The following is a 13,661-nucleotide window of genomic DNA, read 5'->3' as shown; positions in this document are numbered from 1 at the left end:
CGGTGTCGAAGCAGAACGATTTCTCCGTCGCCAAGGCGGCGCCGGGCGCGGCCACGCGCATGCTGGCCGCACGTGTGCTGGCACAGGTGTTCACCCGTGGCCGTTCGCTGAAGGCCGAGCTGGCCTGGGCGCTGCCGAAGCTGGCCGACAGCCGCGACCGCGCGCTGCTGGAAGCCCTGTGTTTTGCCGTCCTGCGTCGTCGCAGCACCTATGACGCGGCGCTGCAGTCGTGGATGCAGAAGCCGCTGTCGGCGCGTGATGCCGACCTGCGCACGCTGCTGATGGTCGGGTTCGCCCAGCTGGACGTGCTCGAGCTGCCGGCGCACGCGGCGCTGTCGGCCACGGTCGATGCCGCGCGTGCACTGGGCCGTGAGCGCCAGGCAGGCCTGGTCAATGCGATCCTGCGCCGCGCGCAGCGCGAAGGTTTCCCGGAACAGCCCGCGCGCGATGCCTTCCCGGAATGGCTGGCCGATGCGGTGGAACGCGATTGGCCGGCGCAGGCCGACGCGATCTTCAGCGCCAGCCTGCAACCGGCGCCACTGTGGTTGCGCGCCAACCGCCAGCAGGGCGGCCGTGACAAGGCACTGGCAGCGCTGGCCGAAGCCGGCATCGCCGCGGAAGCCAGTCCGCTCAGCGCCGACGCGTTGCGGCTGGCCTCTCCGGTTGCCGTGAATCAGCTGCCCGGCTTCGCCGAGGGCGCGATCTCGGTGCAGGACCTGTCGGCGCAGTGTGCGGCCGATGCGCTGGCCCCGGTGGCCGGTGCCCGCGTGCTGGACGCCTGCGCGGCACCCGGCGGCAAGTCGGCGCACCTGCTGGAGCGCGACCCCAGCCTGCGCCTGCTGGCGCTGGATATCGACGCGCGCCGTCTGGCCCGCGCACGCGATACCTACACCCGCACCGGCGTGGGCGAACATGCGCAGACCCTGGCTGCCGATGCCAGTGATCCCGGTGCCTGGTGGGATGGCGTGCCGTTCGACGCGATCCTGCTGGATGCGCCGTGCTCGGCGACTGGCGTGATCCGCCGCCAGCCGGATGTGATGTTCCACCGTCGCGCTGAAGATATCGATGCACTGGTTGGCGTGCAGGCGCGCCTGCTGGAAGCCTGCTGGTCGATGCTGCGCCCGGGTGGCGTGCTGCTGTATGCCACCTGTTCGATCCTGCGCGCCGAGAACATCGATCAGGTGCGCGCGTTCCTGAAGTGGCATCCGGATGCCGTGGCGCAGCCACTGGGCGACGCGTTCGGCGTCGATTGCGAAGGGGTGGCACGCCAGCGGCTGCCGGGTGAAAACGATGCTGACGGTTTCTTCTACGCGCGTCTGTTAAAAGCAGCCTGACCCCCGCTGCCGTTTCGAGTCCCATGCTGAAAACCCACGCGTCGCGCCAGACGTGGTTGTTGGTGGTGATGGCCCTGCTGGTGCTGGGGGCCGGCCTGGGCCTCCGTGATCCGTGGCCATCGGATGAGCCACGTTTCGCGCTGGTGGCCAAGCAGATGGTCGACAGTGGTTACTGGTTGTTCCCGCATCGCGGCCCCGAACTCTATTCGGACAAGCCGCCGATGCTGATGTGGTGGCAGGCCGCGCTGTACAGCCTGGTCGGCCACTGGCGGATGGCGTTCCTGCTGCCCTCGCTGCTGGCCGCGCTGGGCACGCTGTGGTGCGTGGTCGATCTCGGCCGCCGCCTGTGGACGCGGCAGGTGGGGCTGTACGCGGGTTGGGCACTGCTGTTCGCGCTGCACTTCACCTTCCAGGCGAAGAAGGCGCAGATCGATCCGCTGGTGGTGCTGTTCATCACCCTGGCCAACTACGGCCTGCTGCGCCATCTGCTGCTGGGCCCGGCCTGGCGATGGTGGTGGATGGGCTGGTTCTTCGCCGGCATCGGGGTGATCACCAAGGGCGTAGGCGTGCTGGCGCTGATGATGATCGTGCCGGCCGCAGTCGCATCCATGCTGCATTGGCCGCAGGTGAGCCTGCACGTGCGTGACCTGCGCTTCTGGCTGGCACCGCTGGCCTTCCTGCTGGCGGTGTCGTTGTGGCTGGCGCCGATGCTGCTGGCCGGCCTGGCCACCGGCTCGGAGCCGTACCGCGCCTACATGGACGACATCCTGTTCCGGCAGACCGCACGGCGCTATACGCAGTCCTGGGACCATCACCAGCCGTGGTGGTACTTCCTGGCGATCATGCCGTCGATGTGGATCCCCGCGTTCCTGCTGCTGCCGTGGGCGCTTCCGGCCTGGTTCCGGCGGCTGCGCCGGCGCGATGCGCGCTACCTGCTGCCGTTGGCCTGGTGGCTGCTGGTCGTGCTGTTCTTCTCCATCCCGCACGGCAAGCGCGACGTCTACATCCTGCCGGCATTGCCGATGTTCTGCCTGGCGTTGGCGCCGTTGCTGCCGGGGCTGCTGAGGCGGCGCGATGTGCAGCGTGTGCTGGGCGCATTCACCGCGTTGCTGGCACTGGCGCTGGGCCTGGTCGGTGCGCTGGCGCTGCTGGGTGATCCGGATTTCGAAGTGCGCCTTACCCATGGCCGCGGGTTGCTTCCCGGTGCCACCGATGCGCTGGCCTGGACGGCGCTGGCGATGGCGGTCTGGTCGGCCTTGAGCCTGTGGGTGTGCGGGCGCCGGCGTCGGCACGTTGCCCTGGTCGCTACCCTTGCCGGGGTCTGGGTGCTGTACAGCCTGGTCGGTTATCCGGTGTTGAACGATTCCAGCTCGGCCCGTGGCCTGATGCGCGAGGTCAGCGCACGCATCGGCCCGCAGGCCGAGCTGGGACTGGTGGCATGGAAAGAGCAGAACCTGCTGATGGCCGATCGTCCTGCGGCCACCTTTGGATTCGAAGCGCGTTGGCATCAACAGCTGCAGGCAGCCGTGCGCTGGCAGCGGCTGGTTCCGCAGCACCGCTGGCTGCTGGTGAACGAGGATGCGATGCAGGCCTGCATTGATCGTGCGCAGGCCGAAATGGCGGGCATTTCCAATCGTCGCCGCTGGTGGCTGGTGCCTGCCGACGCGGTCGCCGGCACCTGCCGGCCGTCGGCGGCGGAACTCGAGCACGAGCGCCGCCTGCAGGGGCCCGGCATCACTGATTGAGCGTTCGGGCAACCTGGCTCAGGGGCTGGCCAGGGCGGCGTGGTAGCTGGCCAGCGTGGCGTCGGCGAATGTCTGCAGGCCGAACTCCCGCTGTGCATGGCGGCGTGCTGCCCGGCCATGTTCCGGCAGCGCATCGCGCTGTGCGTACAGCGCCTGCACCTGTGCGGCGATGGCGTCGATGTCGCGGGTGGCAACGACCCAGCCATCGACGCCTTGTTCGATGTTTTCCGGCAGGCCCGCGTAATCGCTGACCAGCATCGGCTTGGCGCTGGCCATCATCTCGCGGCAGGCGAAGGAGATCGTCTCGACGTCATGGGACAGCACGAAGCCAGCATCGCCGGCCGCGATCAGTACGCGGGTATCGGCCAGCAGGCCGGTGAAGTGCACCTGCGCGGCCACCTCGCCCAGCGCCTGCACCTGTTCGCGCTGCTGTGCGCTGGGCAGGTGGCCGGCCACGGCCATGTGCACGTGCGGGCGCACCGCATCGGGCAGCCGCGCGATGGCCTGGGCCAGGTCGATCCAGCCCTTGTAATCGTCGGTGCCGGCATTGCTGACCAGCACCAGCGCCTGTGGATCCTGCGTCCATTGCTGGCGCAGCGCGCTGCCGGTGCCGGCCGGCTGTGGCGAGTAGCGCTCCAGGTCCACGCCGTTGCGGACCACGTCGATCGGGCAGCGACGGTATGGGCCCTGTTCCAGTAGGCGCTTGGTGTCGGCCGAGACCGCGATCAGCCGATCGGTGGCCCAGCGTGCGCGCAGCGCATTGCCGAAGGTGTCGGTGGGTTTGCTGTTGTGCTTGGTCAGCACGATCGGCGGGCGGCGCATGCCAAGCAGCCCCTGCATCACGAAGCGGTGGTCGCGCGCACCGTTGACGTGGATCAGGTCGATGCCTTCATCGCGCACCAGCCTGCGCAGCGCACGCTGTTCGGCCAGCTGCCGGGGCAGCGTTGGCAGGCCGCTGCCGAACGCAATCGGCAGTGTGCGGGCAAGGCCTTCATCGGCCATGGTCCGCAGCAGCCGGCTGTCGGCCGGCGCGGCGACATGGAGCGTGTGCTGGCCGTGCAACGCACGCGCCAACGAGACGATGTACGTGGTGTGGCCGCCACCGTCGCCATAGTGGAAGTTGGTGTACAGGATTTTCATGGGGGATCTTCAGGCAACGCCCGCGCAGTGTGACACAGCGTGGTCACGGCCGGTCCGCGGAAGGCGCCGGGTCGGCCACCGCCTGTCCATTGCCCAGCATCCACAGCATGATGGTCTTCTGCCGCACGTAGTTGGCGCGTACGTAGGCATACACCAGGCCATGCCAGCCATCGCGGAAGCCGCCACGGAACAGGAAGCCGCGCCAGAACCGCCAGGCCGGCGCCAGTACCAGCTTGCCCAGGGTGGCCCGCTTGCCGCGTGCGAACTCGTGCTCGGCCATCATCCGCGCGTATTTCTCGGTCTTGGCCAGCTGCTGCTGCAGGGAGCGGTAGGGGTAGTGGATGAGGTCGCCGCGCAGGGTGCCGACGTTGCCATCGACGCTGGCCGCTTCGTGGATCTCGCGCTTGCCGCGCCAGCCGCCCTGGCGACGGTCGAACAGCCGCAGCACCCGGTCCGGGTAGGCATTGCCGTGGCGCAGGAACTTCCCGAAATATTCCGAGAGGCGGGCGAAACGGTAGCCGGCGTGGCCGCTGAAACCGCCGTCGCGGGCCTGCTCGATGGCCGTACGCAACTCGGGGCTGATGCGTTCGTCGGCGTCCAGGCACAGCACCCAGTCGTGGCTGGCCTGCTCGACGCAGAACGCCTTCTGGCTGCGGAAACCATCGAACGGACGTTGCAGCACGCGGGCACCGGCAGCCTCGGCGATGCCCACGGTGGCATCGGTGGACTGCGAGTCGACCACCACGATCTCATCGCAGAAGGCCAGCGAGGCCAGGCAGTCGCCGATGCGCCCGGCCTCGTTGAACGCGATAATGCACGCCGAGATGCGAGGCCGTTCGATGGGAGCGGTCGTGGAGGACATGATGGCCGGGTACCTGTTGTTTGCGACGGAGCGCTATGCGCTGCCTATTCTCGCCCCGTTGGCGCAGGCCTTGCACGCGTCCGGGCAGGAGGTGGCCGCCTGGTTCGAGGGCGGAGCGGCCGGCAGCAGCCTGCCGGGGGTGCCCAACATTGGCCTGAAGCAGGCCCTGGCGATGCGCCCGCGTGCGGTGTTCAGCGCCGCCAACTGGGTGCCGACCTTCCTTTCCGGGGCCAAGGTGCAGCTGTTTCATGGCTTCAACGTGGAGAAGCGTGACAGTGCCCGCGGCCACTTCAGGGTGCGCGGCATGTTCGACCTGTACTGCACGCAGGGGCCGGCCACCACCGCACCGTTCCGGCAGATCGCCGAGCAGCAGGGCCACTTCGCCGTGGCCGAGACCGGCTGGCCGAAGCTGGATCCGCTGTTCCGCGACGATGGCGGCGAGAGCGCCGCGTTGCGTGCTCCGGCCGGCGAGCGCCCGGTGATCCTGTTCGGCTCGACCTTCACTGAACGGTTGAGCGCGGCCCCGCACCTGCACGCGCAGATCGCCGCCGATATCGCTGCTGGTGATCACTACTGGCTGCTGACCCTGCACCCGAAGTGCCCGCCGGAACTGTTCGAACGCTACCGCGCGCTGGCCGGTGCCAATGCCCGCTTCATCGAGCCCGAGCAGGTGATGGCCGCACAGCGCGCCGCCGATGTGCTGGTATCGGATACCTCGTCGATCGTTTCGGAGTTCATTGTCCAGCACAAGCCAGTGGTGACTTTCCGCAACCGCGTGCCCAAGCCGCACATGATCGACTTCGATGATCCTGCGCAGCTGCAGGCGATGCTGCAGCGCGCGCTGCACCCGGACGCGGCGCTGCAGGCGGAAATCGTGCGCTACGCCGATGCCATCCACCCGTACCGCGATGGCCTGTCCAGCGAGCGCGTGATCGCGGCCACCGAGGATTTCCTGTCCGGCGAAATGGGCGCGCTGCGGCGCAAGCCGTTCGGCAGCTGGATGCGCGACCTGCAGATCCGCAAGGACCTGGGCTATTGGGGCCCCTCGCAGCGGTAACGGGGGGTGATGTAGCGCCGGGCCCTTGCTCGGCTGCGGCAAGCCGAGCGTGGGCTCGGCGCTACAGTAGATCCACGCCATGCGTGGATGCGCGGCCGGGATCCGGCCCCGCCGTCACCAGCGCAGCTTGCGCCGCGCGAGTGCTGCGGCCAGCTGCTCCATCACCTGCTGCGCCTGTGCCTGCGGCAGATGGTGCAGGGTCAGCGCCACATCGCCATGCGCGCCGGCGGTATCCAGCTGCAGGCTGCTGGTGCCCAGCAGCCTGTCCAGCGGCGAGCGCTGCAGGCGCAGGCCCTGCACCTTGTCCAGCTCGGCCCAGCGCCACCAGCGCTTCCACCAGCCGCCGCGCACCGCCACATAGTGCTCGTCCAGGGACCAGCCCATGCGCGCCATCTGCCGGTGCGCGACCAGCAGCGCCACCGGCAGCCACGCCAGCACCAGCAGGCCCCATGGGCCCCAGCGCCAGTACGCGGCCGCAGCCAGCAGCGGCACCAGCAGCAGCGCGCCCAGGCACAGCCGCCACCAGCCGCGCTGCGGAATGGACTGCCACTGCGCCGGTGGCCACTGCAACTGTGGCAGCAGGTGCTGCACCAGCTGCTCGCAACGCGTACTTGACGCCAGCGGTGCCAGTTCGCGCAGGGCGCGGTCCTCATCGCGCGCAGGGCCACCGGCGGCGCTGTCGATGCGCAGCTGGCGCAGCCCGAACCAGCGCTGCAACGTACCTTCGCGCAGCGTCCAGGCCTGGATGCGCCGGCGCGCCACGCTGCTGCGGGTGCGGCTGAGCAGGCCAGCCGAAACGGTCAGGCGGCGATCCTGCTCGCTGAGGGTGAAGCCGTGGTAGCGCAGCAGGGTCAGCACCACCGACAACACGCGCAGCGCCAGCCAGCCCAGCAACAGAGCCGCAGCCAGCAGCAGGAACGCGCCAGCCACGCCGGGGTGCAGGTGGCTGGCGTAGCCGAAGGCCTCGCGGCCACCGCGCTGGAGGGCATCGTCCATCACCGGTCGCGGCACGGTCTGGAACAGAACACCGAACGCGGCGATCGCCAGCGCCCAGCCACGGTTGGACAGCAGGCCCATGCGCACCACGTCCCAGCTCGACAGGCGCAGCAGTACCTGTTCGGTGTCGGCCTCGGTGATCGAGGCGGCGGCGACAACGTCGGCGGCCTGCGGCGCCTGCCCGCGCTGGCGCACCAGTCGTTCCAGCGCCAGCGCCTGGTCCAGCTTCAGCACCCGCATTTCGGCTTCTGGACGCACGCCGCCGGCCGATTCCAGGCGCAGCTCGGCCACACCGAACAGGCGGTGCAGCGGGTTCTGCCGGACCTCCACGTTGTGGATGCGGGCGAACGGGATCTCGCGGCGGTTGCGCGCCAGCAGACCGCTGCGCACGGTAATCGCATCACTGCCGATACGGTAGCGGTAGCTGAGGTACTGCAGCACCGACACCAGTACCAGTGCGGCAATTGCCGTCAGCGGAATCAGCTGCGCCCACATCGGGTCGCGGTCACCCCGCTGGCCGAACACCAGCAGCGCGACCAGCGGCAGGAAGTAATGGCGCAGCTGCATCAACAGTACGAACAACCATGACCACGGATGCAGGCGGTGGTCCTCGCCACCGGTGGGCAGCGCTGCAGGCAGAGGTGGTGGCAGGCTCACAGGGCGTCGGCGTCCTGGTCGAGCTGATGGGACAGGGTGTCGCGCAGGCGCTCGGCATCCGCCTCGTCCAGGCCGCTGACGGTCACCGCGCTCATGCGGGTGCCGGCGGTGTGCACGATCAGCGTGGCCAGACCGGCGCGGCGTTCCAGTGGCCCGCGGCGCAGGTCCAGGTGCTGCACGCGCGACAGGGGAATGCGCGTTTCCAGCTGCCACATCAGGTCTCGTCGCAGGCCCAGGCCCTGTGCGTCCAGCCGCCAACGGGTGCGGACCAGGCGGCGGTGGCCGAGCCACGCACCACATGCAGCCCCCACCAGCAGCCCGAGGGCTGCGACCCATACGCCACCGGGCAGATCGAAGAACCACCATGCAGCGGCCAGCGGCAGGCCTGGCACAAACAGGCCACCGAAGGCACCTTCCAGTGCGGCCAGCCGCGAGGCGCGGCGCGGCAGCGACTGCCAGGCATCGGTGGGCGGAGCAGTAAGGGGAACGTCGGTCACGCGGGCTCCGTCAGGTGGCAGGGCGGGCGGTAGCGGCCGTGGCCGCACCGCGCAGACGGTAGCAGGTCGGCTGCGTTACTGGGCAGCCTGGATCAGCGCGTCCACATCCAGCATGTGGCCGGCACGATCGGCCTTGGTGCGCAGGTAGTGTTCGTTCTCGGCGGTGATTTCGCCGGTGACCGGAATGCAGTCCAGCACTTCGATGCCGGCATTGCGCAGGCGCTGCGCCTTGGTCGGGTTGTTGCTGAGCAGGGCCACGCGCGAAATGCCCAGGCCACGCAGCATGGCCACCGCGCTGCCGTAGCGGCGCTCGTCGGCACCGAAGCCCAGCTGTGCGTCGGCGTCGATGGTGTCCAGGCCGTCGTGCTGGTAGCCGTAGGCGCGCATCTTGGCGGCGATGCCGGTGCCACGGCCTTCCTGGTCCAGGTACAGCAGCACGCCGCCGCCCAGTTCCTTCAGCTTGCGCAGGCCGCGCCGCAGCTGGTCGCCGCAGTCGCACTTGAGCGAGCCGAACAGGTCACCGGTCAGGCACGAGGAGTGCACGCGCACCGGTACCACCGCCGACAGGTCCGGTTCGCCGACGATGATCGCGACCTGGTCACGCTGGGCGACGCCGCCACGGAACACCGCGAAGGTGGTCATGCCGACATCGCGCAACGGCACCGGTGAACGCGCCACCAGTTCGTAATCATGCGCGGCATGTGCTGCGCCTTCGGCGAGGTCGCACAGGGCCACCTCGGCCGCGCCATCGAAGGTGCGGTCTTCGGCGTCCAGGCGCACCGCCACCATGGCCGGCAGCAACAGGCCAAGGCGGGCCAGTTCCACGGCGCCTGCGTCGAAGGCGTCACCGGCACTCCAGCCGTCCGGCATCGGGCCCGGTTCGCGCAGATAGCCCAGCGAGGGCAGGGCGTCGAAGGCAACACCGGCCAGCGGCAGGCGCGCACCCTGCGGGGCCTCCACGCCAAGCACGCGGGCGCGGGTGGCGGTCAGGAACAGGTAATGCCGCTCGTGGGCGGCATTGGCGAAGGCAGCGAAGCTGCTGGCCGTGGCGCTGTCCAGCGCGATCACCGCCAGGCGCTGGCCCTGGCCATCGTGGAGCAGCACCGGGCGACCGGCACGCAGTTCGGAAACCGCGCGCTCGCAGCGGATCGCGGCTGGATCGCCGAACAGGGAAGAAGCAGCAGGCATGGCAGGACCGGGGGAGGCGGACATCGCAGTCTCTATGGGGGCGCCGGCGTCGTATTCAACGTGGTGCGGCCGCCGGTCGCAGGGGGCGGTGGCCTGAGTGGAGCGGCCGTCAGTGCGGGTGTTCCTCGGTCGCGTAGGGGTCTTCCTCGCCACTGCCCGATGGCCGCAGCGTATAGCGCTTGTAGGTCCACTGGTACTGCGCAGGGTCGCGGCGGGCGATGCGCTCGATGCCTGCATTGAGCGCGGTGGCGGCCACCTGCGGGTCCGGGTCGGCCACGGCGGGGTCGGTCGGTTCGATGTGCAGGGCGAACTCCATGTCCGGCCCGATGCGCTCGCACCAGCCATACAGCACGGTGGCGCCGGTACGCTCGGCCAGCCGGTTGACCAGGGTCATGGTCAGCGCCTGCACGCCGAAGAACGGCACGAACACGCCATCGCCGGCCTTGGGCTGCTGGTCGGGCAGGATGCCGGTGGCACCGCCATCCTTGAGCACCTTGAACAGCTGGCGCACGGCCGGGCCTTCGGCACGCACCTGCTGTACGTTCTGCCCGCCCCGCACCAGCTGCAGGAAGGCATCGCTGGCCTCGTCCTCCGGTGGCTTGTAGACGATGGCGATCTGCCCGCGCGAGGCCAGCCACTGGTTCAGCAGCTCCCAGTTGCCGAAGTGCGGCGCCGCCACGATCACGCCCTTGCCGCTGGCCAGCGCCGCGTCGTACAGGGCCTCGCCGTGGCGATGCTTCAAGTGCAGGCGCAGGTTGTCGGCCGGCGCCTGGCTCCACAGGCGCAGGGTTTCGATGGCCTGCAGGGCGGTGGAGCGCAGCAGCTCCCGGTGCAGGCGGTCGCGCGCGGCGCCCTCCAGGTCCGGGTAGGCCAGCTCCAGGTTGCGCCGGGTGACGCGGCTCTCACGGGCGTTGAGACTGATCCAGGTCCAGGACAGGGCACGGGCGATTCCCCGCAGCAGCGGCCAGGGCAGGCGGGCGAACAGGGTGGTGGCGCGGTAGACCAGCCGGGCTTTGCGTTGCGGATTCATCGGCGCCAGTTTAGCCAAGGGCGCTGCTATCGTGGCCGGCCGTGTTCATTAGGAGCCCACGATGCTCGTCCTGATCCAGCGTGTCAGCCAGGCTGCCGTCCACGTCGATGATGAAGCGGTCGGCCAGATCGGCCCGGGCCTGCTGGCGCTGGTGGGCATGGAGCCGGGCGATACCGAGGCCCAGCTGCGGCGCATGGCCGAGCGCCTGCTGGGCTACCGGGTGTTCGCCGACGAGGCCGGGAAGATGAACCGGTCGCTGCGCGACACCGGCGGCGGCCTGCTGCTGGTCAGCCAGTTCACCCTGGCGGCCGACACCCGATCGGGCATGCGGCCCAGCTTCACCAGCGCCGCGCCGCCGGACGAGGCTGAACGCGGGTTCAATCGATTTGTCGAGATCTGTCGTGAAAATCACGCGCCAGGGGTGGAAACGGGCCGATTTGGTGCCCATATGGTCGTCAGCCTGGTCAATGACGGTCCTGTGACCTTCCTTCTCAGGCCCTAGGCCGCCGGGACCACCGCCCGGCAGGCCGGGCCCCGGGCTGGTATAATGCTACGTTCCCTATTTCTCCCTAGCCGGTGGCGCGAGCACTACATGGCCAACGAACGTCCTGCCCAATCCGAAATCAAGCAACTGATCAGCAAGGGCCTGGAACAGGGCTACCTGACCTACGCCGAAGTCAATGACCATCTGCCGGACGACATGGTCGACCCGGAACAGATCGAAGACATCATCGGCATGATCAACGGCATGGGCATCGATGTCCATGAAGTTGCGCCGGATGTGGAAACCCTGCTTCTCAACGACGGCAACACCGGTAACCGCGAAGTCGATGACACCGCGGCCGAAGAAGCCGCCGCCGCACTGAGCGCGCTCGACACCGAAGGTGGCCGTACCACCGACCCGGTGCGCATGTACATGCGCGAAATGGGCACCGTCGAGCTGCTGACCCGCGAAGGCGAAATCGCCATCGCCAAGCGCATCGAGGAAGGCCTTTCGCAGGTCCAGGCGGCCCTGGGCCAGTTCCCGGTCTCGGTCGAGTCGCTGCTGACCGACTACGAAGCCCACAAGGAAGGCAAGAAGCGCCTGGCCGAAGTGATCGTCGGCTTCAACGATCTGACCGATGAAGAGCCGGCACCGCCGGCGGCCGCTGCCGATGACAGCGCCGATGCCGACGCCGAAGGCGACGAGGACGAGGACGACGATGTCGACGGTGGCGATGAAGAAGCCGCACCGACCGGTCCGGATCCGGAGGAAGTCGCCGCGCGCATGCAGGCGCTGAGCGATGCCTTCAACGCCTTCAAGAAGGCCGCGACCAAGGGCGACAAGAAGAACCTGCCGCGCCTGCGCGAAGAAATGTCGGCGGTGTTCGTCACCCTGAAGCTGCCGCTGCCGCTGACCGATGTGCTGACCAAGCAGCTGCGCGACACCATGGCGTCGATCAAGGCCCATGAGCGCCGCGTGCTGAACCTGGCCACCGTCACTGCACGCATGCCGCGCAAGGACTTCATCCGTTCCTGGGAAGGCAACCAGACCAACCTGGAGTGGGTGGAAGACGCACTGAAGCGCAAGCAGAAGTGGTCGTCGGCCCTGCGCGAAGTGAAGGACCAGATCATCGCCGAACAGCAGGCGACGATCGACATCGAGAAGCTGACCCAGCTGGACCTGGAAGAGCTGAAGGAAATCAGCCGTGCCATGGCCTACGGTGAAGCCAAGGCGCGCAAGGCCAAGAAGGAAATGGTCGAGGCCAACCTGCGCCTGGTGATCTCGATCGCCAAGAAGTACACCAACCGCGGCCTGCAGTTCCTGGACCTGATCCAGGAAGGCAACATCGGCCTGATGAAGGCCGTGGACAAGTTCGAGTACCGCCGCGGTTACAAGTTCTCGACCTACGCCACCTGGTGGATCCGCCAGGCGATCACCCGCTCGATTGCCGACCAGGCGCGCACCATCCGTATTCCGGTGCACATGATCGAGACGATCAACAAGTTGAACCGCATTTCCCGCCAGATGCTCCAGCAGTACGGCCGCGAGGCTACGCCGGAGGAGCTGGCCAAGGAAATGGACATGCCGGAAGACAAGATCCGCAAGGTGATGAAGATCGCCAAGGAGCCGATCTCGATGGAAACCCCGATCGGCGACGACGAGGATTCCCATCTGGGCGACTTCATCGAGGACACCAACGTGGAGTCCCCGATCGAGAACACCACCAACATCAACTTGTCTGAAACCGTGCGCGACGTGCTGGCCGGCCTCACCCCGAGGGAAGCCAAGGTGCTGCGCATGCGCTTCGGCATCGACATGAACACCGACCACACCCTTGAGGAAGTCGGCAAGCAGTTCGACGTGACCCGCGAGCGCATCCGCCAGATCGAAGCGAAGGCCCTGCGCAAGCTGCGTCACCCGAGCCGCTCGGAGCAGCTGCGCAGCTTCCTGGATATCGATTGATTTCCAGCGGCTGTTGAAGCGTTGAGAGAAACCCCGCTTCGGCGGGGTTTTTCTTTTTGGGGGTGTGTGCTTTCTGTAGAGCCGAGCCATGCTCGGCTGCCGTTTGCGATTACCGGGTAGCCGATCAAGCACAGGCTCTACTACACTGTGACGCTGCGCCGGGCCTATAGCTCAACGGTTAGAGCAGGGGACTCATAATCCCTTGGTTCCAGGTTCGAATCCTGGTGGGCCCACCAATTGGACGTCTGAGGACGTCCAGATGTTCCTGCAGGCATAAGTTGGCCGTTTTGGACAACTTATGATGGTAAAACGACCATAAGACGCCCCTTTCGCGGGATGATCGCGGAGTTCGGACTCACTGAGCCGGGATGAGGCTGTGATAAGACTCAGGCCAACTGCTGGTCGGACATGGCCGAGACAACCCGAGAAGCCGGTGATCGGCCCAACGTAGCAAGATCAAGATGAGCCGTTTAAGGCCTCGCCGTCCCTATGGGGTCGCGGATGTCGTCATTGACGCCAGCTCGGCGCGGACACGAGCCAATACGGCATCGCGCAACTCCCCAACGCGCCGTCCATCAACGGCCGCTGCATAAAGATCGTCATCCCGGCATGTAATAGGCAGGCCTTCCAGGCGGAGCGAAGCTGTGGCCTCAATCAGTGCCTGTTGGCGCTGAGCCTTGCTGATCATGGGTGCCTCCTGCCGAGGTCC

General features: G+C 67.9%; 12 protein-coding genes and 1 tRNA gene. 6 read left to right on the top strand and 7 right to left on the bottom strand.

What is annotated here, in order from left to right; genetic code table 11:
• Nucleotides 1-2: 2 nt before the first annotated feature.
• Both rsmB and G5A07_RS07025 read left to right on the top strand, forming a co-directional pair.
• Nucleotides 3-1,334 carry a 16S rRNA (cytosine(967)-C(5))-methyltransferase RsmB gene (rsmB, locus tag G5A07_RS07030; protein ID WP_010481181.1) on the top strand — a complete coding sequence of 444 codons (1,332 nt, stop codon included), beginning with the start codon at nucleotides 3-5 and terminating at the stop codon, nucleotides 1,332-1,334.
• A gap of 23 nt (nucleotides 1,335-1,357) precedes the next feature.
• Complete coding sequence (locus G5A07_RS07025) at nucleotides 1,358-3,079, top strand: glycosyltransferase family 39 protein (RefSeq protein WP_191863088.1); 1,722 nt, start codon at nucleotides 1,358-1,360, stop codon at nucleotides 3,077-3,079.
• An 18-nt stretch (nucleotides 3,080-3,097) separates the two neighbouring features.
• On the opposite strand, the gene G5A07_RS07020 is transcribed toward G5A07_RS07025, so the two are convergent.
• On the bottom strand, nucleotides 3,098-4,219 hold the full coding sequence (locus G5A07_RS07020) for a glycosyltransferase family 4 protein (RefSeq protein ID WP_191863087.1): 1,122 nt from the start codon (nucleotides 4,217-4,219) through the stop codon (nucleotides 3,098-3,100).
• A 43-nt stretch (nucleotides 4,220-4,262) separates the two neighbouring features.
• Nucleotides 4,263-5,081 (bottom strand): glycosyltransferase family 2 protein, encoded by an 819-nt coding sequence (locus G5A07_RS07015; protein WP_191863086.1) that lies wholly within the window; start codon nucleotides 5,079-5,081, stop codon nucleotides 4,263-4,265.
• Between G5A07_RS07015 and G5A07_RS07010 the strand changes: the two genes are divergently transcribed.
• Nucleotides 5,080-6,138, top strand: a complete 1,059-nt coding sequence (locus G5A07_RS07010; protein WP_191863100.1) for a CDP-glycerol glycerophosphotransferase family protein — start codon at nucleotides 5,080-5,082, stop codon at nucleotides 6,136-6,138. The genes G5A07_RS07015 and G5A07_RS07010 overlap by 2 nt on opposite strands.
• 114 nt (nucleotides 6,139-6,252) lie before the next feature.
• On the opposite strand, the gene G5A07_RS07005 is transcribed toward G5A07_RS07010, so the two are convergent.
• From G5A07_RS07005 to G5A07_RS06990, 4 genes are all read right to left on the bottom strand, one after another.
• Nucleotides 6,253-7,791 (bottom strand): PH domain-containing protein, encoded by a 1,539-nt coding sequence (locus G5A07_RS07005; protein WP_053443573.1) that lies wholly within the window; start codon nucleotides 7,789-7,791, stop codon nucleotides 6,253-6,255.
• The gene (locus tag G5A07_RS07000; protein WP_043397520.1) at nucleotides 7,788-8,288 is read right to left on the bottom strand and encodes a PH domain-containing protein; all 501 of its coding nucleotides are present in this window, start codon (nucleotides 8,286-8,288) and stop codon (nucleotides 7,788-7,790) included. Before G5A07_RS07000 ends, G5A07_RS07005 begins: the two co-directional genes overlap by 4 nt.
• A 75-nt stretch (nucleotides 8,289-8,363) precedes the next feature.
• Entirely contained in the window at nucleotides 8,364-9,500 is a 1,137-nt protein-coding gene (gene ribA, locus G5A07_RS06995; protein WP_049452915.1) for a GTP cyclohydrolase II RibA, read from the bottom strand.
• 85 nt (nucleotides 9,501-9,585) lie between these two features.
• Nucleotides 9,586-10,506 carry a lauroyl acyltransferase gene (locus tag G5A07_RS06990; protein ID WP_049436895.1) on the bottom strand — a complete coding sequence of 307 codons (921 nt, stop codon included), beginning with the start codon at nucleotides 10,504-10,506 and terminating at the stop codon, nucleotides 9,586-9,588.
• A gap of 61 nt (nucleotides 10,507-10,567) precedes the next feature.
• Here G5A07_RS06990 and dtd point away from each other — a divergent pair, with 61 nt between their 5' ends.
• The 3 genes from dtd to G5A07_RS06975 all read left to right on the top strand — a co-directional run bounded on the left by dtd (nucleotide 10,568) and on the right by G5A07_RS06975 (nucleotide 13,188).
• Entirely contained in the window at nucleotides 10,568-11,008 is a 441-nt protein-coding gene (dtd, locus tag G5A07_RS06985) for a D-aminoacyl-tRNA deacylase (RefSeq protein ID WP_049401012.1), read from the top strand.
• Nucleotides 11,009-11,098: 90 nt separating this feature from the next.
• Nucleotides 11,099-12,952, top strand: coding sequence for an RNA polymerase sigma factor RpoD (gene rpoD, locus G5A07_RS06980; RefSeq protein WP_010481200.1), 1,854 nt, complete (start codon nucleotides 11,099-11,101; stop codon nucleotides 12,950-12,952).
• 160 nt (nucleotides 12,953-13,112) lie between these two features.
• A tRNA-Ile gene (locus G5A07_RS06975) sits at nucleotides 13,113-13,188 on the top strand.
• Between the two features lie 251 nt (nucleotides 13,189-13,439).
• Here G5A07_RS06975 and G5A07_RS06970 read toward each other — a convergent pair.
• Nucleotides 13,440-13,640, bottom strand: a complete 201-nt coding sequence (locus G5A07_RS06970; RefSeq protein WP_191863085.1) for a hypothetical protein — start codon at nucleotides 13,638-13,640, stop codon at nucleotides 13,440-13,442.
• Nucleotides 13,641-13,661: the final 21 nt, after the last annotated feature.

It is taken from the genome of Stenotrophomonas sp. AS012628, assembly GCF_010608305.1.
Taxonomy (GTDB): domain Bacteria; phylum Pseudomonadota; class Gammaproteobacteria; order Xanthomonadales; family Xanthomonadaceae; genus Stenotrophomonas; species Stenotrophomonas geniculata.
Note: the sequence above shows the minus strand (reverse complement) of the source record. Positions and strands in the feature narration are given on the sequence as shown.